At 69.1% G+C, this 20,282-nt stretch carries 19 protein-coding genes and 2 pseudogenes; 13 read left to right on the top strand and 8 right to left on the bottom strand.

The window, feature by feature from the left end:
* Positions 1 to 2,562 (top strand): ABC transporter permease, encoded by a 2,562-nt coding sequence (locus IE207_RS32060; RefSeq protein ID WP_190187847.1) that lies wholly within the window; start codon positions 1 to 3, stop codon positions 2,560 to 2,562.
* Between the two features lie 289 nt (positions 2,563 to 2,851).
* Here the strand turns inward: IE207_RS32060 and IE207_RS32055 are convergent, their stop codons facing one another.
* Positions 2,852 to 3,541, bottom strand: a complete 690-nt coding sequence (locus IE207_RS32055; RefSeq protein WP_190187846.1) for a HEAT repeat domain-containing protein — start codon at positions 3,539 to 3,541, stop codon at positions 2,852 to 2,854.
* A 426-nt stretch (positions 3,542 to 3,967) separates the two neighbouring features.
* On the opposite strand from IE207_RS32055, the gene IE207_RS32050 reads away from it, so the two are divergent.
* Complete coding sequence (locus IE207_RS32050) at positions 3,968 to 4,165, top strand: hypothetical protein (protein WP_190187845.1); 198 nt, start codon at positions 3,968 to 3,970, stop codon at positions 4,163 to 4,165.
* Between the two features lie 352 nt (positions 4,166 to 4,517).
* Here IE207_RS32050 and IE207_RS32045 read toward each other — a convergent pair whose 3' ends face one another.
* Both IE207_RS32045 and IE207_RS32040 read right to left on the bottom strand, forming a co-directional pair.
* A complete protein-coding gene (locus IE207_RS32045; RefSeq protein WP_190187844.1) occupies positions 4,518 to 4,673 on the bottom strand; it encodes a hypothetical protein in 156 nt (51 codons plus the stop codon).
* 927 nt (positions 4,674 to 5,600) lie between these two features.
* Positions 5,601 to 6,409, bottom strand: a protein-coding gene (locus tag IE207_RS32040; protein WP_373304810.1) for an IS5 family transposase whose coding sequence is annotated in 2 segments (ribosomal slippage) — positions 5,601 to 6,059 and positions 6,062 to 6,409 — 807 coding nt in all. Because the reading frame shifts where the segments join, the coding sequence is not laid out codon by codon here.
* 505 nt (positions 6,410 to 6,914) lie between these two features.
* Between IE207_RS32040 and IE207_RS32035 the strand changes: the two genes are divergently transcribed.
* Entirely contained in the window at positions 6,915 to 7,367 is a 453-nt protein-coding gene (locus tag IE207_RS32035; RefSeq protein ID WP_190187843.1) for a hypothetical protein, read from the top strand.
* Positions 7,368 to 8,245: 878 nt separating this feature from the next.
* On the opposite strand, the gene cqsA is transcribed toward IE207_RS32035, so the two are convergent.
* The gene (cqsA, locus tag IE207_RS32030) at positions 8,246 to 9,439 is read right to left on the bottom strand and encodes an alpha-hydroxyketone-type quorum-sensing autoinducer synthase (protein ID WP_190187842.1); all 1,194 of its coding nucleotides are present in this window, start codon (positions 9,437 to 9,439) and stop codon (positions 8,246 to 8,248) included.
* Positions 9,440 to 9,768: 329 nt separating this feature from the next.
* Here cqsA and IE207_RS32025 point away from each other — a divergent pair, with 329 nt between their 5' ends.
* The 5 genes from IE207_RS32025 to IE207_RS32005 all read left to right on the top strand — a co-directional run bounded on the left by IE207_RS32025 (position 9,769) and on the right by IE207_RS32005 (position 13,322).
* Positions 9,769 to 10,302 carry an EF-hand domain-containing protein gene (locus IE207_RS32025; RefSeq protein ID WP_190187841.1) on the top strand — a complete coding sequence of 178 codons (534 nt, stop codon included), beginning with the start codon at positions 9,769 to 9,771 and terminating at the stop codon, positions 10,300 to 10,302.
* A 31-nt stretch (positions 10,303 to 10,333) separates the two neighbouring features.
* Positions 10,334 to 10,909: a hypothetical protein gene (locus IE207_RS32020; protein WP_190187840.1), complete on the top strand. Its 576-nt coding sequence runs from the start codon at positions 10,334 to 10,336 to the stop codon at positions 10,907 to 10,909.
* 119 nt (positions 10,910 to 11,028) lie between these two features.
* Positions 11,029 to 11,241 (top strand): cold-shock protein, encoded by a 213-nt coding sequence (locus tag IE207_RS32015; protein ID WP_190187839.1) that lies wholly within the window; start codon positions 11,029 to 11,031, stop codon positions 11,239 to 11,241.
* Positions 11,242 to 11,673: 432 nt separating this feature from the next.
* Entirely contained in the window at positions 11,674 to 12,726 is a 1,053-nt protein-coding gene (locus IE207_RS32010; protein ID WP_229874249.1) for a phage tail sheath family protein, read from the top strand.
* Between the two features lie 272 nt (positions 12,727 to 12,998).
* Entirely contained in the window at positions 12,999 to 13,322 is a 324-nt protein-coding gene (locus IE207_RS32005) for a nuclear transport factor 2 family protein (protein ID WP_190187837.1), read from the top strand.
* A gap of 381 nt (positions 13,323 to 13,703) precedes the next feature.
* On the opposite strand, the pseudogene IE207_RS33645 reads toward IE207_RS32005, so the two are convergent.
* Positions 13,704 to 14,115 (bottom strand): annotated as a pseudogene (locus tag IE207_RS33645) (actin-binding ADF family protein).
* 302 nt (positions 14,116 to 14,417) lie between these two features.
* Between IE207_RS33645 and IE207_RS31995 the strand changes: the two are divergent.
* The 3 genes and pseudogenes from IE207_RS31995 to IE207_RS31985 form a co-directional block, all read left to right on the top strand.
* Positions 14,418 to 14,729, top strand: a complete 312-nt coding sequence (locus IE207_RS31995; RefSeq protein WP_190187835.1) for a DUF6247 family protein — start codon at positions 14,418 to 14,420, stop codon at positions 14,727 to 14,729.
* Positions 14,726 to 14,986 carry a hypothetical protein gene (locus IE207_RS31990; RefSeq protein WP_190187834.1) on the top strand — a complete coding sequence of 87 codons (261 nt, stop codon included), beginning with the start codon at positions 14,726 to 14,728 and terminating at the stop codon, positions 14,984 to 14,986. The genes IE207_RS31995 and IE207_RS31990 overlap by 4 nt, the downstream gene beginning before the upstream one ends.
* Positions 14,987 to 15,420: 434 nt before the next feature.
* Positions 15,421 to 16,124 (top strand): annotated as a pseudogene (locus tag IE207_RS31985) (Tn3 family transposase); the annotation flags it as partial.
* 123 nt (positions 16,125 to 16,247) lie between these two features.
* On the opposite strand, the gene IE207_RS31980 reads toward IE207_RS31985, so the two are convergent.
* Positions 16,248 to 17,222 (bottom strand): LysR family transcriptional regulator, encoded by a 975-nt coding sequence (locus tag IE207_RS31980; RefSeq protein WP_308433701.1) that lies wholly within the window; start codon positions 17,220 to 17,222, stop codon positions 16,248 to 16,250.
* A gap of 116 nt (positions 17,223 to 17,338) precedes the next feature.
* Here IE207_RS31980 and IE207_RS31975 point away from each other — a divergent pair, with 116 nt between their 5' ends.
* Together IE207_RS31975 and nadC are read left to right on the top strand one after the other, a co-directional pair.
* Positions 17,339 to 17,644, top strand: a complete 306-nt coding sequence (locus IE207_RS31975; RefSeq protein WP_190187833.1) for a DUF1330 domain-containing protein — start codon at positions 17,339 to 17,341, stop codon at positions 17,642 to 17,644.
* 280 nt (positions 17,645 to 17,924) lie between these two features.
* Positions 17,925 to 18,812, top strand: a complete 888-nt coding sequence (gene nadC, locus IE207_RS31970; protein ID WP_190187832.1) for a carboxylating nicotinate-nucleotide diphosphorylase — start codon at positions 17,925 to 17,927, stop codon at positions 18,810 to 18,812.
* Between the two features lie 220 nt (positions 18,813 to 19,032).
* Here the strand turns inward: nadC and IE207_RS31965 are convergent, their stop codons facing one another.
* Entirely contained in the window at positions 19,033 to 19,590 is a 558-nt protein-coding gene (locus IE207_RS31965) for a hypothetical protein (RefSeq protein WP_229874244.1), read from the bottom strand.
* A gap of 132 nt (positions 19,591 to 19,722) precedes the next feature.
* The gene (locus tag IE207_RS31960) at positions 19,723 to 20,115 is read right to left on the bottom strand and encodes a peptidase inhibitor family I36 protein (protein WP_190187831.1); all 393 of its coding nucleotides are present in this window, start codon (positions 20,113 to 20,115) and stop codon (positions 19,723 to 19,725) included.
* Between the last annotated feature and the right edge of the window lie 167 nt (positions 20,116 to 20,282).

The raw sequence follows: 20,282 nt of genomic DNA, 5'->3' as shown, positions 1-20,282 counted from the left end.
ATGTTGAGAACAACCCTACGCAACCTCCTGGCCCACAAGGCCCGGCTGTCCATGACCGTCCTAGCCGTCTGCCTGGGCGTCGCGTTTGTCAGCGGCACCCTCGTCTTCGCGGACTCCACCGCCGCCGCTCACCGTGCCGCCGCGTCGAAGAACTTCGCCGGGGTCGACGTCACTGTGACCGAGAAGGCCCCCGAACCCGGTGCCGGCGGTGGATTGGGGGCCGGAGTGCTTGACGACGCGCTCGTCGCGCAACTGGCCCGGGTTCCCGGTGTCGCCGCCGTGCGCCCGTCGGTCGACGGCTCGGCCACCCTGAACGCGGCGGACGGGAGCCCGCTGCGGGCCGGCCGAGCCTGGTCCAACCTGGCCGGCGCGTACGTACCGGACCGGGACGGCAAGGACAGCCGCCATCCGCTGGTCGAGGGCCGCGCCCCCACGAACAGCGGTGAGATCGCCGTGGACAGCGGAACCGCCTCCGCGGGCGGTTTCCGGCTCGGCGACACGGTCACCCTGGCCACGGACGGCCCGGTGGTGACCCCGCGGCTGGTCGGCATCGTCACCGCGGACGACCCCCGGGTCACGGCCGGCGGCACCCTCGTCCTCTTCGACAAGGCCACCGCGCAGCGGCTGTTCGCCGCCCCCGGCCGCTACTCCGGCATTGACCTGACCGCCACGCCCGGCACCACCGCGTACGAACTCGCGGACCGGCTCACAGCCCTGCTGCCCGCCGGCCGCGCCGAGGCCACCACGGGCCAGGCCCAGGCAGCCCAGCAGGCCATCCTCGTCGACACCCTGACCCGCGGCTACGAGAAGGTGCCGATGGTCTTCGCCGGGGTCTCGCTCTTCATCGGCTCGTTCCTCATCGTCAACACCTTCACCATGCTCGTGAAGCGGCGCACCCGCGAGACCGCCCTGCTCCGGGCGATCGGCGCCACGCGCCGCCAGGTGTCGCGCTCCGTTCTTCTGGAGGCCCTGATGGTCGGCCTTGCCGCCTCGGTGACCGGCTTCCTGCTGGGGCTCGGCATCGCGGCGGTACTGCCCGACATCCTCGGCGCCGACGGTGATGTCCTGCCCAGTGGCCCTCTCGTGATCGGCCCGCGCCCGGTCGTTGCCGCGCTCGGCGTGGGCGTCGGCGTCACCGTGCTCGCGGCGTGGCTGCCCTCCCGCCTGGCAGCGCGGACCTCCCCCATGGAGGCGCTGCGCACGGCCGAACAGCCACCTTCGGCACAGCGGTTGCGGCTGCGGGGCGCGGTGGGCCTCGGCCTCCTCGTGCTCGGCGCCGGCTGGCTGGTCTCACTCCGAGGCGCGAAGGACGCCTCGGAGGAGAACCTGCGTGACGCGATGGCCGGTTGTGGCCTGTTGGCCGCCGCCCTGATCGTGCTTGCGCCGCTGCTCGCCGGCCCGGTGATCCGGCTGACGGGGCAGCTGACCGGGCGCTTCGGCGTAACTGGCCGCCTCGCCCGCGAGAACGCCCTGCGCGACCCGCGCCGCACCGCGGCCACCGCTGCCACCCTGCTGATCAGCACCGGCCTCGTCACCGGACTCGCCGTCATCGGGCACTCCACCGGACAGGCACTCGACCGCCAAGCCGCGGCTGGGCTCGGCGCCGACTACGTCGTCAGCACTCGCTCCACAATGACGGGCATCGACCCCGCTGTCCTACGGCAGCTGGCCGAGACTCCCGGCGTGCGCGCCGCGCACCCGATCGCCGACTCGACCCTGTTCACCGGAAGCGGCGTCCGCCAGATCACCGGCGTCGACCCCGCCACCGTGCGCGACACCATGAAGCTCGACTTCGTCTCCGGCTCCGCCGAGAACCTGGCGCCGGGCCGGATCGCCATCTCCGCCACCGTCGCCCGGGAGAGCGGGGTGACGACGGGCGGTCTGCTGAAGGTCCAGATGGGTCGCGCGGGGAAGTTCACCTCGTACAAGGTCATGGGCGTCTACAAGGACAACCCCGTCGCCCACGACGCGCTCGGCAGTCGTAGCGAGGTCGCGGCCAACAGCTTCCGGCCGGACTCCGTCCAGCGCGTGCTCCTGCGCACCGACGGCCAGGCGACGGCGGCATTGGAGAACAGGCTGCGCACCGCCGTCGGCAACAGCCCGCTCCTCAAGGTGCAGGACCGTGAACAGTTCGTCCGCGAGGCCGCCGGCACCATGGGCGACCTGTTGGACGTGATGTACGGCATGCTCGGCATCGGTGTCGTCATCAGCGCCCTCGGCATCGTGAACACACTGGCCATGTCCGTCGCCGAACGCACCCGCGAGATTGGCGCGCTGCGCGCACTCGGCATGGACCGCGCCGGCGTCCGCCGCATGATCCGCCTGGAGGCCCTGACCGTCGCCGGTTTCGGAACTCTCCTGGGCCTGACGGGCGGCCTGTTCGGCGCCTGGGCCGTCGGCTCCCTCGCCCACGGCGCCGTCGACCAGTACACCCTGGCCCTGCCCTGGGGAACCCTGCTCCTGGTGTGCCTGCTCTCCCTGGTGATCGGCGTCCTCGCGGCCGCCGCACCCGCCCGCCGGGCAGCCGCCCTGAGCCCCCTGGAGGCTGCCGCGAACACCTGACGTCCAGGGCTGGTAGGGGAGGGACTGTGCTGTGCCATCGAACCTTGACCGTTTGCCACTGAACTGTGACGGACGCGGGTTTGTGCCATCGAACTCTGATCACCGCAGGTCAGGGGCGCGCCGTGACCGACCGCAGCGCCAGTGTCCCGTGCCAGGTGATCTGGTCCCGCGCTGAGGTCCTGACCGGTGACGACCAGATCGCCTGAGACCGGCAGCCGACGCGAATCTCAGGTGATCTGGTCCCCGCAGGTACATCATCAGCTGGAGGGACTGCCCGCCCAGGGGCGTCTCAGGTGCCCGGAGCGCGCCCGAGGACTTCACGGAGGGCGGTATCGGCGTTGTCGAGGGTCGTGCCGAGGTGGTGCAGTTGGGCACGCCGGTCCGTGTCGCCGCGTTCGATCAGGCCTCTCGCCCACTCGGTCCTCTGCTCGTCGGTCACGGCGACCGTTTCCTGGAACAGCGCGTACAGGGCGTACCAGCGGACGGCCTCGTCCTCGTCCTCGGACAGCTTCAGGAGGGCCTCTACGACTCGGTCCTGCGTGCGTTCGGGATCGGCCAGGGAGGGAAGTGCGGCGGCGACCGCGAAGCGCACCGGTTGCGCGGTGTGGCTCTGATGACCGAGCACCAGGTCTAGGGTCTCGTGGGCGTTGTGATAGCCGAGGACGGAGATCAGCCACCTGAGGACGCCGGGGTCGGGTTCACTGGGTATCTCCCTCACGGCGGCCTCGATCGTCTCGCGGGTGAACGGCCGTCGGCCCTCGGTGTCGTAAGAACCCAGCTCGCGCAGGATCCGTGCCCCCAGTTCCCGTTTCGCCGGCTCCTCGCACGCCAACAGGCCTACCGCACCCTCGAAGACGTGCCGGGTCGGCCTCCCGTGCAGGGCAACCAGACAGGGGGCCGGCCCCTCGTCCATACCGATCTCGTCCAAGGCTCCTGCGAACAGGTCGTCCGTGGCCATGTCGTCTTCATCGAATCCCACGTTGCCTCCCCCTGTCTCTCGACACCAGTATCGGCTCCGAATCCGCCGATTCAGCCTGTCCCCCCAACAGAACCGCACGCGACGCGATTCGAACCAGGTCACTTGAGACAGCAGCCAGATCGGCAGAGACGGGACAGCCAGGGGCGGACCAATCAGCCTGCGCGGTCGATGATCCGTCTCAACGAAGTCCGACCAGTAGCAACGAAGCGTGACCGATGCGGCTTTGCCGCATCCAAGTTTTGACGGCTTGGCGGCGAAGGGATGAGCGTTGCGTCCCTCGAGTGGAAGGCGAACGGGCAGCGAATGGCCGACGGGCGGCGCTGGGGCCTGACGGCGCGGTCAGATCCCACTGGTGGGACAGCGGGGCGAACGGCGCCTGGTCCACTCACAGCCAGTGCAGTACTCACCCCACCGAACAGCGCCCCCGTGCCCGGCAGAAGCACCCCACCCCAGCGGAACCCCCAGGAGGAGCAGCGATTCCTCGACCTGATCAACACGGCGTGTCCGAAGTTCGGGTGCGCCCCACTGAAGGCCGACCCGAAACTCACGGAAACCGCGCCCGCCCAGGACCTCGCCGGCAACCCGAACCTCACGGCCGCGGTCGCGAGCGGATACCCGCTGTGAATTCGAGACTGCGTAAAAGGCCTCTTGAAAAGGAGCAGAAAGCCCCACCTGGCCGATCAACGAGCGGTCCATGGAGCGTGGCGGCGCCAGTGGCGGGAGCGCGGTGAGGTCGGGAGTCTGTCGAAGGGATCGGCTGGGCGGCCGAGGCTCAGTGAAGCACCCTTGTCGACGGGCAGGCGGTCGTGAATCACACGGTGTGCCATCGCCGGGCGAACGTGAGGCGGCTTGATGGACCCGACTTGCCGCTGTGTGAGGACAGGTCAGACCTTGAGGCGGGCGAGCATCTCTTCGGTCACGCTGCCTCGGCCGTGGTTGAGGACAATGTTGGCCAAGCGCTGCTCGGTCCAGGACGTCACCGGCTCTGACCCGGCGAGATCATCCAGTCTCGAAGCTTGTCCGGCATCGCGGCGAGCACCTTGTGCCGCAGCAGCGGTGTGACCTTCGGCGAGACCAGCACTGCACCGTCCCCGACGTAGCCGGCGCCCAGGCCCTTGGACAGGATGACCATGTCGGGTTCCCAGCCGTCCCAGTGCTGGCTCGCCAGCGGGGTGCCGGGTGTGCCACAGCCCGGACAGCGCCTCGTCGTGGATGACCAGGACGCCCCAGCTCCCGGCAGATCTCCGAGACCCGCCGTAGGTATCCACCGGGTTGCACGACGGCTCCGCCTGTGGTGCCTTGATGGGCTCGATCAGGACCGCGGCCACGTTCTCGGCACCCCGGCCGTCGATCGCCCTGCCACCTCGTCGGCACAGGAGGCATCGCAGCCGTGCCCCTCGTGAGCCCGGCCGGGCGCCGGCGGGTAGGGCGCGGGGAAAGCGGGACCGAGACCGTACCGGTCTACCGGACGGGGGGTTGCGGATCTGATTGCCCCCCACCCGAGGGTGAACATGCTGGTGCCGTGGTAGCTCAGGTCGGGCGTCAGGATGTCCCCGCGCCGCTTCCCGTCGCGCACCCGCACGATGTTCCGCGCCAGGCGCACCGCGACCTCCACGCCGAGCGTGCCGCACGTGGTCAGCGCGACAAAGTCCTACGGTCGGCCCACGGCCTGGCACAGGCGGCCCATCAGTTCCATCTGCATGTGGGCTGGACGACAGCAGCGCCGCCAAAGGAGTAGCGGGAGAACTGTTTCTCGATCTCGACGAGAACCGCCGGGCTGCTCTGACCGACGTTCGCGCACAGCAGGCCGCTCGACCCGTCGGGGATCCACCGGCCGTCGGCTCGGTAAAGCCAGGGCCCGTTCGATCCCACGACCGCGAAGTCCGGTAGGGGCCTGGGACGTCAGCAGACGTTCGTGCTGACCGACGTACCCCCGTCGAAGGCGGCGGTCCCATACGCGCGATCATCCCGGGCTGACCATGGTCTTCCGCGTCTTGGTTGCTGGCGAGCTACCGGGCCCGGGCGCCGTAGGAACTAGCGGTCCCGCTTAGACATGGTTTCATTTGGTGAGGCGGCGGTGGCAGATGAGGGCGGCGGCTATGCCGACGAAGGCGAGGAAGTGTTCGGCCTTGCGCTCGTACCGTCGGTGCAGTCGCCGGCAGCCGGCGAGCCAGGACACGGTCCGCTCGACGACCCATCGGTGGCGGCCAAGCCGCTGCGAGGACTCGATGCCCTTGCGGGCGATGCGGTGGCGGATGCCGCGTTTGCGAAGCCATCGCCGCAGGTGGTCGTAGTCGTATCCCTTGTCTGCGTGGAGCTTGCCGGGCCGTCGTCGACGAGGTCCTCGCCGGGACCGGATCGGCGGGATCCCGCGCACGAGCGGTTCAAGGCCGAGGCTGTCGTGCATGTTGGCGCCCGAGATCCCCAACGAGATCGGCAGTCCGTTCCGGTCGGTAATCAGGTGGATTTTCGATCCCGGCTTGCCGCGGTCGGTCGGATTCGGTCCCGTCAGAGGCCCCCTTTTGCAGCCCGCAGGCTGACCGAGTCGATCGCGCACCGGGACCAGTCCAGTTCCCCGCGGGCGCCGAGTTCGTCAAGGATCACGCGGTGGAGCCTTGCCCAGACACGGGCCCGGCTCCATTGGGCGAAGCGCCGGTAGACCGTCTGCCAGCTCGGCCCGAACACCGATGGCAGCTGCCGCCACGTGCAGCCCGAGGTCGCCACGAAGATGATCGCGGCCAGGGCCTCGCGGTCACCCGCCCGGCGCCGGCCGCCGCCCTGCGGACGTATCACCTCCGTCGGAGGCACCACCCGTCGGAACAGTACCCACAACTCGTCCGGCACCAGCCGCTCAACCAAATCCGCCATGCGCGGTTCAACGAACGATCCGGCCATAAGAAACGACGTCTTAGGGAATCGGGACGGCGTTCCAGATTTCGAGCGGCTGATACGGCGCTCCGATGGTGCAGAAAGCCATAAGTGTGACCGAAAACGCTTCCAGGTCTCGCCGACCACCGCCCAGCGGTCGGCGCCAGAGTGAGTGCCGTCCAGTCGGCGCGGCGTGGAGGTCTGCACACCAACCGGGGCGGCCAGCTCCCACCACGGCGCGGTGCTCTCCTGATCCCGGGCGGCGTCGGTGGCTACGTTCTTCTCGGCCGGTGCATGCTGGCGTGCGGTCTCGGCGCGGGCCTGTGCTGGCTGCGACGGCGGGAATGGCGTCAAGGCGCTCCCCCGGGCCACGCCGTCGCAGTCGGCGAGCACGCCTCGCAGCTCTGGCGTCCTTTCCTCGTACGGGGCCGGTACCCCGAAACACCTCAAAGCGGCCTGGTTTCCTCGATACGCTGCCCTCCACCGGCAACCCGAGGAGCACGCCATGACCCGACTTCGGCACCTTCTGACCGCCTCCACCGTGGTGGCCGCGTCCCTGCTCACCGCAGTCCTGGCCACCACGCCGGCCGAAGCAGCCGGAAAGTCCTGGGGCAAGCTCTATGCCCGCGACGACTCCGGGAAGCTCGCCCGCGCCTACGGGGACTTCGCCAACAACGGCGGCGTCTACGCCACCGTCGGCGCCAACTGGGACGATTTGCGCCGCAGCGACCACAACCCCGTCTACGTCGAAGCGGAGTTCTTCTTCCTCAAGAACGGGATGTGGGAGAGCGCGGGGACGACCCAGACCCCGCGCACCGACACCTCCGCCAGCGGCTCCATGTCGCGCAAGCTGCGCCACGACGCCCACGGCGCACGCGCGGTCATCAAGGTGTGTGTCGATCGGGCGCACTGGTCCGACATCTGCTCGCCCCAAGCGGTCGTCTCGTTCAGCTACTGACGCTCAGGGGATGACGGCGTTCGCGTCAGTGCCGCGCAGTCGTGGCAGCCGATGCCGCAGGGGCCCCCTCCCCGAGATGACGCCCGACGAACTCTCCACCCCGACCACATGCGCGCCACCGGCGAGTACCCGCCCCACTTCTAGCGGGCCCCTGGCGCGTGGCCCCTGGTAGGGGCGGGGTGTGCCGCCGGGTGGCCATGGCATGCGCGGGGGAAGCCGGGCCGCAGCACGCGTGGGGCGCTCGACTAGGACGGCCGTATCTGCACGTGCCACAGCCTGGACGACTACGACCGGGAGCCGGCGAACATGGCGGACCTGGAAGACGGCGTCCACTCCTTGTGGTGAGCCGCTCGTAGAACCAGGCGCCACGTAGCTGTGCGTAACTAGACCCAACACCCTTTCTCAGATCCTGCGGTTGCTCACGCCCAGTCCACGCCCAGCTGCGCGAGGCGGCGTGCTGGTCGGCGGTGAGCTTGTCGCGCCGGCTCTTGGTGTTGGAGACCCATAGGTCCAGCTTCACCACCACCGGCTCTGCCTCGCCCTCGACCGCGATCTCCTCGCCGTGCGCGCGGGGCACCGGCCGGTCCGCGCCCTCCCGCTCCACCTACTGCCCTTGCCCGGACTTCCCGCTCCACGAGCGGCTGTCGGGGCCGGAGGCGGCGTCTGGTCGGGCTCTAGGCTCAGGGCGATGAGCCGCTTCTGCTGCTCGGGCAGTAGCCGTGCCCAGGTGGCTGGCTGCTTCTGCTGCTGGAGCCAGTGTCCGATGTCGTCGCCGTCCATGAGCATGCCGGGCGATGTCGGGCATCGGGTAGCGCCGGCCGTGCTTCGGCGGTACGTGGGGGTGGTGTCGTGCGTTTGCCGGTAGGGCGGTTGCAAGGTCAGGTGGTCGGCGGGGTGCACAGGGGACGCACGGTCTCGGCGGCGTGGAGGATGCGGTCCATGTCGTGGTCGGTGAGGTCGCAGTGGAGGGAGAGGCGTAGTGCGGTGCGGTTGTGGGGGGTAGCTGGGGGACAGAAGACGGAGGCGAACACGTCGTGTTCTTCCATGATGTCGCGTACTTGGATGACGGTTTCGTCCCGGCCGGTGGGCAGGGAGACGATGTGGGCCCCCGAGCCCCGTAGGTCGTATCCGAGGCCGGTCAGCTCTTCGCGCAGGGTCGCCGCTACCTCGTGCAGGCGGGTGCGGCGCCATTCGTCGGCGCGGACGACATCCAGGGTGGCGGCGATCTGGACCAGGTCGGACGGTACGAGGGTGGAGGCGAAAACAGCCGGGTAGGAGGTCATCTTGAAGTACTCGACGAAGTCCTCGTCCGGGCAGGTGATGTAGCCGGCGCGCTTCGCGAACGCCTTCGACAAACTCATCGTGCGGAAATGCACCCGCGTCGAAAGTCCGGCCTCCGCGACCATGCCCGCACCCTCCGGGCCGTGGGTGCCCAGCGAGTGCGCCTCGTCGACGACCAGGACACAGCCGGTCTCCTCGGCCACCTCGCACAACGCGCCCAGCGGCGCCAGGCTGCCGCACACGCTGTACATCGAATCGACCGCGATCACTCCGGGCCCGTACTCCTCGATACGGCGCGCCAGGTGCGCGCTGTCGTTGTGCCGGAAAGGCCGCACCGGGGCGCCGGCCGCCTTCGCACCCGCCCACAGCGACATGTGGGCCAGCACGTCCACGTACACCGGTACCTCGGGCCCGGCCAGGGTCTGCAGGAGGCCGACGTTGGCGTCGAACCCCGACTGGGAGAAAACGCCCGCCCCTGAACCGAGGTAGCGGGCCAGCTGCCGCTCCAGCTCGGTCTGCGGGTTTTCCTCGTAGAGCAGCACGGCCGAGGCCAGCCGCGCTCCGCGCATCGCGTGGAGCGACTCGGTGACGGCGTCCACCACGCGTTTGTCGCCGGCCAGGCGCAGGTAGTCGTTGCTGTCGACGACGGTGGAGCCCGGACCCGGCAGACGTCGGCCGCGCAGGATGTGCCTGCCTCCCCACCGGCCCCGGATCCCGTTGGAGTGGAAAGTCTCCACCCGTTGCTGGACGAAGGTGGGCAGCAGGGGGCCGGCGGCACAGGCATCGCTCATGCAGCGCAATGTAGGCCCGCATCCAACTCGTAGGGTGCTGCTCGCGAAGGCGCGTCCGGGTGATCCACTGCGGTTGTGTTCGAGCCGCGGACCAGCGTCGCACCGTATCCGGAGCCGCCTTCGAACTGGTCAACGAAACAAGCTGACGAACATGCAGGCGAAGTGAACAAGCCTTTGGCACGCGTACCCGGACGGACAGTCGGCGGGCTCACTCCTTCCGGCAACACAGGCCGTCTCACCGTCACGCCTGCCTCCCGGCACGGTTACGTGAAGGACACATTGATCCAGGCCGGGACTCCACGGGCCGCCGCAGAAGACAGGTGACGGGCATGCGAACAGAGGCCGCTCAGCGAATCGAGCTGATTTTCACCCTGCTGGACGTCAACGGCAACGCAGTCATCGACTCGAACGACTTCGACCTCATGACGGACCGTGTTCTGAAGGCGGCGGCCGCATCGGACGACGGCGCCAGGGCCGACATCCGGGTAGCGTTCCGCAGCTACTGGACGACGCTGGCCACGGAACTGGACACCAACGGCGACGGGGCGATCACCGTGGAGGAGTTCCGTCCCTTCGTGCTCGATCCCGAACGCTTCGGTCCCACGATCACCCGGTTCGCCCAGGCGCTCTCCGCACTCGGCGACCCCGACAAGGACGGCCTGATCGAGCGCCCACTGTTCGTATCGCTGCTGACGGCGATCGGCTTCGAGGAGGCGAACTGCCACGCCGTCTTCGACGCCTTCGCCCCTGACGCCCAGGACCGCATCACCGTGGCCACGTTCGCCGCCGGTATCAAGGACTACTACGCCCCGCAGAAGGCCGGAATTCCCGGCGACCTGATGGTCGCTGCTCCAGCCGTCTGAGACGGCTGCTCACGACAAGATCGGGGTGCCCGTGGCCATGCCGGCGGCCTCGCCGGTCGTGGTGGGCGCGGGGGGCGGTACGTCGCGGTTCCGGCTCGACGGTCGGTGGCTGGAGCTGGCCGAGGGTGCCGAGGGGGAGGACGAGTTGTCGGGCTGGTCCACCGATGCGGACGCCGGCGAGTCGGCCGCACTGGCGGCGGGGGAGTTCGGGGCGTCGGCGGGCCGGCTGACGGCGCCGGGAACGGTCCCGTTGACGGTGCCGGGGGAGGTCCGGCTGATCGAGCGTTTCCGGTCGGGGTCGGGTGGCCTGTGGGTGACGTTTGCGTGGCCGGCGGGCCTCCGGGGCGCCGCCGTGGAGGGGTCGGCGGGCTGGGTGGTTCGTCACGGGGTGCCGTCCGTCGACTCAGGGGAGGGGTGCGTGTTGCGCCCGTCCGACTGCGGGGGCCTGGTCCCGGTGTCCTGCTGCGCCGAACACGGAGATGGTGCCGGCCCGGTGATGGAGTGGCACCCCGGCGGCGGCATCCGCTGCGCGGTGCTACACCGCTGCCGTGCAGAGGCCGCGCACGTCGTGCCTGGCCAGGCGATCCGCCGGCTTCGGAACTGGTAACAGGGTCCGGCGATTACCAGCCAGTCGCCCGGAATCCCTTCATCGGTCTCTTCCAGCAGGGATGATCAACCCGCTGGGCGTCCTCTACGCCCAACCGACGTACGCAATCGAGGAGTGACATGGCTGAGCGCCAGCAGGGCACCGTGAAGTGGTTCAACGATGAGAAGGGGTTCGGCTTCATTACCCCCGAGAGCGGTCCCGACCTCTTCGTGCATTTCAGGGCGATCCAGGGCAACGGCTTCAAGAGCCTGAAGGAAGGGCAGAATGTGTCCTTCGTTGCGGTGCAGGGCCCGAAGGGCATGCAGGCGGACGAGGTCGTCGCGGAGGGATGAGCCTGGCGCACAAGCGCCGTCGCACACAGCGGACCGGCCCGGAGCACGGTCGGCTCCGGGGCCGACGCGAGAGCGAGTGTTTGGCAGACAGCCGGCCTCGGGCGGGAACGGCCCTGGGCTCGGGGACCGGGCCGGCTGTGTCTGGCTTGGCTGCGGGGGCGCGGTAGGTGCCGCTGGCGTGGGAAGGCGATCACCCCCGCGAGGGGTTGATGGGATCGGGGCTGGGGTGGCGGTCTCCGAGGCCGGGAGGCTCTGAAGAGGTTCGGCTGGGCGCGGCGGTATGCCGCCGTTCGGAAGCGCGGTGGCTGGCTTCCGCGTACCAGAGTTGTGGTCATGCGGCTACGCTGCGCTATTGATGCAGTTCATCGCCATCGAACGCGGGCAGTGCGGCCGTCTGGGCCGTGGCTGCTCCCTGTAGAAGGAGTTGCTTCATTGGCTGCCAGACTGATCACCGGACCGGCCACTTCGATTGCCGCTTTCATCGGGCACCTCCATGTGGAGTCCCCTCGCAAGGTCGGGAGCTGGACTGAGTTCACCGAGGGGGTGGAGGATGCCGGTTCCGCGGTGGTGTCGCCGTACCTGGCCGACGCGGTGTACGGCTGGTTCGCCAACGGTGGAGGCCCCTGCTGGATCGCGGGGGCGGGTGAGGGTGGTCCGTTCTCCGGGTACGAGGCCGCCCTGGAGGCGCTGGCGCCTGAGGTGACCATCGTGGTGGCCCCGGACCTGTGGGAGACACGGGACGACGGCGCCGTGATCGCGAAGGCGGTCGCCGGCCACTGCGTGGCCGCAGGCAACCGGATGGCCCTCCTGCACACCGCGCAGGACGCCGAGCCCGCCAAGGTGCCCGCGCTTTTGGGCCTCGGCCCGGAAGAGGCCCGGTTCACTACGGTCTACTACCCGTGGCTGAAGGTGCCGGGCGACGAGGAGAAGATGGCGCCGCCCTGCGGACACGTTGCCGGTATCTGGGCGCGGACCGACGCTGAGCGAGGCGTCCACAGGGCGCCCGCGAACACGGGCGTCCGCGGGGCCTTGGGCCTTCAGCGCGTCCTCACCGACGAGGAACAGGGCGAGATCAACGGCGTCGGTGTGAACTGCCTGCGGGTCTTCCCCGGCCAGGGTCTTGTCGTCTGGGGTGCCCGTACCCTCGCCACGGATGACGAGTGGAAGTACCTGAGCGTTCGGCGCCTGGCCAGTTTCCTGCGTTCGGCGATCACCGACGGCACCCGCTGGGCGGCCTTCGAGCCGGTCGACGAACACCTCCTCAGCTCCGTGCGCGCGAGCGTCACCGAATTCCTCATGAGCCAATGGCGCGCCGGCGCACTCCCCGGCAAGTCACCGGAGGAAGCCTTCTACGTGACCTGCGACGAGACCAACAACCCAGCGAGCAGCACCGAGGGCACGGTCGTCATCGACGTCGGCTTCGCCCCGGTCCGGCCCGCTGAATTCACCCATCTCCGGGTCACTCAGCAGGCCGCCACCCAGTAGCCCTCGCCAGCCCCCACCAGCAGGGCCGGCCGCACGGCGGCCGGCCCTGCTGGGCGCCAGGGGGGAGGTGTCGGAGTCCGAGTATCCGTCCTCTACGGCGTCGCCGAACCCCTCGGTCAGGAGTACCCGTCTGCCGGGCACGGCTACCCGCGCCCGTGCAGGCACCCGCGGCTAGCCCGTCTGCGTGGCTGTGGGGGGAGTTGCCTTTCCGGTCTTCGCTGCTGGTGTTTCCTGGTCGCGCAGCAGTATCCGTGTATCTGACTGGAGGTCCCGTGATCAATGTGAGCCAGCTGACCGACCCTGCCGTCCGTGCTTTCGTCACGGCCGTCAACGACAACGACAAGGGCGCCTTCGAGGAAGTCCTCGCACCGGGCGCGACGATGTCTGATGACGGTTCGGACCGCGATATCACCGATTGGGCGGATCGGGAAATCTTCTCCTCCAACGGCCACATGGACGTCGACTCCGAAGCCGACGACGGACGGTCCCTGATCGTCGAGTACCGCAACGACACCTGGGGTGCGATGCGCACCAAGTGGCGTTTCGACGTAACCGCCGACGGACGCATCAGCCGCTTTGAGACCGGCCAGGCCTGAACAACAACCCCTGGGCTGGCCTGTCGCGGTGAACTCGCGGGCAGTATGGAGGGCCCGCCGATCGGTGGGCCCTCCATACTGCGGATTCCAGTCAGTGAAGGGACATCACGCAGCTCTGCGAAGTCGGCGGCCACGTTCTCGTGGGTCTGGTCGATGGCGGTGAGGCCGGCTGCCGTTGATCTGCACTGTGCTGGTCCGGTCGGTGCCGCCGTCCGTGATCACGATGGACGAGGTGGGGCTGTCGCCACAGTTTGCGGTTACCCGCGCTTCGGAGCTGGGGTCCAGGGCGCCCGTGCCGGCTGCTTTCCCGCCCGCCGTGTGGCACCCTGCGGGTGGCTGCTCTCGGCGCCCGCGGCTGTCCCGATAGCCGGTAAGTCTTGGTCAGGGCTCCCCCAGGCACTTGTCCAGGATGGATTCGTGGGAGACCTCGTCCAAGTCGATCGCATGGACTTCGATGTCGACGGCGGCCAGTGCGCGCCGGAGGGAGTCCTTGGAGCTTGAGTACAGCAACTTTGGTCGTCGACCCTGCGGGAGACCAGGCGAAGAAGACGACCTTGCTGCGCTGGGCGCCCTCGCTGTCTTGGTAGGCGAAGTCGTACACCGCCCACCGGCAGTCGTCCGCCGGCAGTGTCTTGACGAACGTCTCGTAGTCACTGTCGCCGGTCTGTTCGACGATGATCTCCATATAGTTGTCGCTCAGCTTGTAGATCACGTACTTGAGTGCATGCTTCCGTGCGAGTTCATCGAACGCGGTCACGCACTCGTTGGAGAGGCCAACTCCGCTTCGAGACATTCCTGCTGCTCCTTGGGGTGGTGGGCGGGTCTCCGCCGACTCTGCGCTGCGTTTCCGGCCCACCCTGCCACTCGGGAGCCATCACGCCGGTGAACCTGCCTCCCGCGCTGAGGATGGCCGGCTGGTAGAAGGGGGGATCGGGATGGGACGTTCTGAACTCCCCGTCGACCACACTGACCCGGCCACCAGCGTCAACGTGCTTGCGCGTTTTCCGATACCGCTGTTGCATCCGCTGGAACCGTCGCGGCTTGGGCCAGGCCGTTCTACGGTTGCGGGTAGCAGCCGTCCGCGAGGAGGAGCCGATGAGCGCCCAACCCGATCACACCCCGCCTCCCGCCGCGCCGTACGCGCCTGCGCCCGGGGCGCCGGCCGAACTCCTTGCCCACCTCCGTACTGCGCGGCGGGCGCAGACGTGGGTGCCGGCGTTCGAGCGGGACTGGGCCAAGGCCCTGGACGACGCCCGCCACACCTTCAGCCTCACTCCCCTCCACGAGGTGGTGCGCACCTGGCAGCTACGCGTCGCGGCGGCCCCGGACGTCGATGCCTTTATGGACTCCGGCCGCGACGAAGCCGACTTCGTGAATCTCGACGACCTCCTCGGCGCCCGCGAGTGAACGATCAGCCGTGGGCGGTGCGCCTGTCCCCACAGGCCGCGAAGACGATCGCCGAGCTTCCCGAGGCCGCCCGGGAGATGGTCCGCGATGTCCTCGACATCGCGGTGCGCTCCCCGTGGAGCTGGCCGCAGTGGGACGCCGGCGACCCGGAGGGCGAGGACGTCCGAGCCGCGTCCGTCGGGCAACTGTCCGTCGTCTACGCAGTCAACAGAAGCACGCAGGGCCTTTCGGTCCTGAGCATCGTCTGGCTTGGCTAGCTCCTGACCGGACGCCCGCTGACAGCGCTCGCCAGACGCGGGCGGAGGAGCGCGCGGGGGCAACGCTTGCGGTGCCCGTTACCGTACTTTTGGCACACAACAGTCCGTAGAGCAAATGCGCTCCCTGGTTGGTGAGCTGGCGGTAGGAGCAGGGAGCTGAGCCGTCTGCTTGAGTCGCGGATGACCTGGACGACAAGATCCGTCCCGCCCGGCCTCAGAAGCCATCCGCTTACCGCTCGGCATGACAGCCGGGCGGGGCGTAACCATGAGTCGCTTCACGGACAAGTTGACCGGCACCAAATATCCCCGCAGGGGAGCCGCCGCGCAGCCGTCGCCGGAGGTGCGGGCCGCACGCCTCGCGATCAACGGCCCGAACGTCAGGTTCCTCGTGCGAGAAGGAACCCCGAAGGAACGCGCCGACGTAGTGGCGGAGTTCGAATACCCGCCGTTGGGCCGAGATGCCCGGCCTCACCACCGGCGGTTACGGGCCGCTGGAAGCCCTCGCGCGCAACCGGGTGAACCTGAACAAGGTCATCACGCACTGGGCGGACATGCTGCGGGTGGCTGGCTCCTTGGTGACCGGGCAGGTCAGGGCGTACGACCTGCTGCGGATGTTTGGCCGGGAGGGGCGTCCGACGCCGCTGGGGCAGGTGTTCGCCGAGTCCGGGCGGATCGCCAAGACCCTCCACCTGCTGCGCGTGGTCGACCCGGTCGACGACACCTGCCGCCGACAGATGAACCGGCAGCTCACTGTCCAGGAGTCTCGCCACAAGCTGGCCCGGGACATCTCCCACGGCAAGCGCGGGCAGATCATGCAGGCGTACCGCGAGGGACAGGAAGACCAGCTCGGCGCGCTCGGCGTGGTCCTCAACGCCGCTGTGCTGTGGACTACCCGCTACCTGGACGCCGCCGTGACCGTGCTGCGGGCACTGCCTGCCGACCAGCGTGAGCACGACGCCCTGGACGAGGACGTGGCCCGCCTGTCCCCGCTCAAGCACGCGAACCGCAACTGCCTGGGCCGCTACAGCTTCCTGGCCTCCGCCCCCGCGGTGGCACTCTGCGCCCCCTGCGCGACCCGGCCGCCGACGCCCATGAGGACGGCGGGGAGGACCTCGCGGACGCGTTCGTCGGACGGTGACCGGCTTCTTGATAGTCGCCGGATCAGCCTGCTCAGGGCGGCGGCCCCCGTCGAAGTCCGCGCCGGACGCAAGGACTTCGGCCTCGCCACCACAGGCGTCCGTCTCGCTTGACCTCTTGCGCGTCAGTCCGGCAGCCAGTGCAGCTCGTGCGCCAGGGTTTTGGCGACGGCACGGATGCGGCGGTGTAGCGGCGACTGCTCGCGTGGGAGGACCAGATGGAACGTCAGGCTGGGCGCGCCCCGCAGCGGTCGCCAGGTGAGACCGGCCGGTTGTGCCGTGACCGTGGCTTCTCCGGCCGGGGCGAGGGTGACCCCGTCGCGCAGGTCGCGCTGAGACATGTCGAAAGAGACTGCGGGCGTCTGGAATCGGGGGTGCGGTCGGATGTCTCGGAACAGCGCGGACAGCTGATCGTGGATCACGGGGTTGGCCGCACGGTCCGGGAGTCGCAGCGGATACGCGGCCGCGTCGGCGATCTCGATCTCCGGGCGTTCGGCCAGCGGATGGTGCTGCGCCAGCTGGACCCCGACGCGCGCACGCCGCAGCAGGAACCGGCACACGCCACGGCCCGGCTGTTCACCGCGGGTGATCCCGGCATCGATGCGGCCGTCGGCGACCGCGGGGGAGATGTCCGGTGTCGCCATCGGAACCGCGCCGACCCCGAGTCCGCTGTTGCCGCGAATCAGCCTGTCCACCAGCGCCGGTGCCGTCTCGGCCCCGGCGCTGAGGCTGTATCCGATGCGCAGCGTGCCCAGTTCACCGGCCGCCGCGCTCCGGGCGGTGTCCCATGCCCGGTCCAGCGCCGCCAGCGCGGGCGGCGCGGACTCCGCCAAAGCCGCACCGGCCGTGGTCAAAACGACGCTACGCGTGTCGCGGACCAGCAGGGCCGTACCGAGTTCCGCCTCCAATCGGCGCATCCGGGCGCTGAGTGCGGGCTGTGCGATACCGATCCGTGCGGCCGCACGTGTGAAGTTCAACTCCTGCGCCAGCACCAGGAAGTACCGCAGGCTCACCGTATCCGGCGCCACGTGCCCTCCCTGCAGATTGATAACGATCCGTTCTGAGTCTATCCCGTACCGGTCTTTCCCTCGCCCGCACATCGAGCCCTAACCTGCGCATATGACGGTTCAACTGACCGCAGTACCCGTCGCCGGGATCGATCGATCTGAGTGTCAATTCGAAGTCGGAAGTGTCCGGCCCAACACAGGAGGTTTCCATGGCTAAGGGCTACTGGGTCAGTGTCTACCCTGCCATTTCCGACCCTGAGGGGCTGACTGCCTACGACAAGCTGGCCGGTCCGGCTGTCCAGGCTTTGGGCGGCCGCGTCCTGTCCCGGATCCCGTCCCGTGGCGGTCGAGTCGTCGCCCACGAGGGCGGAATCACGCAACGCGTCGTTCTGATCGAGTTCGACAGCTTTGAACAGGCCGTCGCGGCATACGAGAGCGAGGCGTACCAGAAGGCGCTGGTGGCCCTCCCCGACGGCTTCGAGCGCGACTTCCGCATCATCGACGGCATCGACTGACCGAGGTCCAGTCGGATCTTCACTGAAGGCTCACAGAGCTCCAAGAGGCTCGACTCGCCGAGGTGCTTTGCAACGGCAGCTACACCCTCACCTCGCTCGGCCACGACGGCCGCCAGGCCCTGCGTTCGGTCACCGAGTGGTCGCAGCGGTGGGCTGCCAAGCTTGCCGACGCCCCGCCCACCGCCGCCGAGGGTGCCAGCGCAACCGGTTCTGACAGCGGTCCCCGCGCGGGACACCTCAGATTTCCGGCCCATAACCACAGGACTGGAGACCACGGACCATGACAAAGTTCCCCTCACAGGCGGCGCGAACCGCCGTCGCCTCTGCCCTGGCCGAGGATGAGTCGGGCCAGGACATCACCACCGCGTGGAGCGTTCCCGAAGGCATGGCGGCCGTGGCCGAGATCCGCGCCCGGGAATGCGGCATCGCCGCTGGCCTACCCGTGGTCGCGGAGGTTTTCGCCCAGGTCGACCCCGAGGTCACAGTGGAAGCGCTCGTCCCCGACGGCGCCCGGCTGACCGGCGACGATGTCCTGGTGCACCTGTCCGGCTCGGCGCGCAGCCTGATCACCGGGGAGCGTACGGCGCTGAACTTCCTGCAGCGCATGTGCGGTATCGCGACGCTCACCGACCGCTACGTCCAAGCCGTGGCCGGGACCGAGGCGCGCATCCTGGACACCCGCAAGACGGCGCCGGGCCTGCGCGCCCTGGACAAGTACGCGGTGACCGTCGGCGGCGGCCGCAACCACCGGCTCAACCTCGCGGCGATGGTGCTGCTCAAGGAGAACCACATCGCCGCGGTAGGCGGCGTGACCACCGCGATCGACGCGGTCCGGCGCGGGATGGCGCGCACCGGGCAGAAGGTGGAGACCGATGTCGAGGTGCAGACCGTGGCGCAGGCCGTTGAGGCCCTCGGTGCCGGGGCCAGCTGGATCATGCTCGACAACATGCCGGTGGCCGACATCGAAATGGTCGTGAAAATCCGGGCCGAGCGTGCCGACGCCTCCCGGATCCTGCTGGAGGCCTCGGGCACCGTCCGTCTGGACAGCGTCCGCGCCATCGCCGAGACGGGAGTCGACCTCATCTCGGTCGGCGCTTTGACGCACAGCGCGCCCGCGCTGGACCTGACGATGCTGCTGACGACCGACCCGGTGCCATGCCCGAGGTAGTGGTCATTGACGCGTGTCAGCGGCAGGGCCGGGGCGGCAGCCCGACCGCGGTGGCCGGACGAGATCCGGGACCCCGGCCAGGTAGAGGTCCCGGACTCCGTGCCGGCGCCGGCCCCACCGGCCCCACCGTCCGGACCGGTCGCGGGGCTGAGACCGGTGCGGAGCCACCGCCGAGCCCTCGCAGAGTCGCCCGCTCGCCGCTGGATGAGCACGGCCTGGGTCAGCGGCGGGTGACGCTGTAGCCAGTGTCGTTGAGGGCGGCCGTCCAGACCTCGCGGTTGAACCACTTCGTGATGTCGGGCTGCATCGCGGTGATGGTTTCCATTCGGGCCTGCCAGTCGGTGCCGGTGGGTCGTTTGTCCTGGCAGCCGGTGCAACCGTCCTCGCCGTGGATGTGGCCGGCCATCCAGGCGTTGACGGCGACGTTGACGATGACGCTGTAGAGGTCGCCGCCGCTCTCCTCCAAGGCGTCGGGGACGCCCCCGAGGATGAGCGCCAGCTCCGGGTTGTCGACTGGCGGCATCGGCGCGCGTCCCACCTGGCCGGGCAGGCTGTTGGTCTCGGCTGCCTGCCGTTGCTGGGCAATGCTGGCCGCGAGGCCGGCCGGGTCGAAGTACCGCCAGGCGGAGTGCTCCTGGTTCCCCAGCCGCTCGGCGACGGCACGGATGTTCCGCTCGACGGTGTCGGCGACCGTGCCCGGGCGGAGGGTTAGACCCCGGTGGGCCAGCTCGGCCAGCGTGTCGGCGACCGCTTTTTTGAACGCCTTGGTGTTCCTCATGGCCGCCGTCCTTCTGGAAGCCCGTGGCCCTGGCTTCCGATCCGTCCTGCTTCATGCCTGCGGCCTGCCGGCCGCGTCCCCGCACTGTCCCCGACGCGGTCGCCGGGGACAATGCGTACGTGTCCCGTTCCGTCAGGAGGCACAGATCGGGCTGTCGGGTCCGTCGAACTGCACTGAGCTGAAGAAGTCCCGATAGGTCGGGAAGAAGTTGCCCTTGCCGGTCGGCCCAGCGGGCGTGACCGTCGTGCACCCGGTGTAGCCCGTGTCGGACCACAGGTGGATGGTCGAAGAGGTTCGGTTCCAATCGGATTGGGCCCGGTCGTTCATCCCGAGTGCCCCGAGGTCCGGCGTGTTCGACGTCAGCTTGATCATGTCTCCGGTGCCGTCCAGACCCGAGAACATGCAGTAGTAGCCCACAGGACATCGGTCATACCCGTCGGCCGCGTAGGCGGGGGAGACCGACGCCATGCTCAGGGCTGCCACTGCGCTGGCCAGCCCGGTAAGGATTCGCTTGGTGTGCTTCATGCCAGGCTCAACGATCCCTCCCTCCGCAGGTCATCACCTGGACCGTCCAGAGGGCGAGCTTCCGCTTGATCACAACCAAATGCGCTCCCTTTCGGTCTAGGGTCTGTCTTCAAAAGATCGTTCGGTGGTGGATCATGTTTTCGTGATACGTCGTCATGAACTGACCG

The organism is Streptomyces cirratus (assembly GCF_014650775.1).
In the GTDB taxonomy this organism is placed as follows: domain Bacteria; phylum Actinomycetota; class Actinomycetes; order Streptomycetales; family Streptomycetaceae; genus Streptomyces; species Streptomyces cirratus.
Note: the sequence above shows the minus strand (reverse complement) of the source record. Positions and strands in the feature narration are given on the sequence as shown.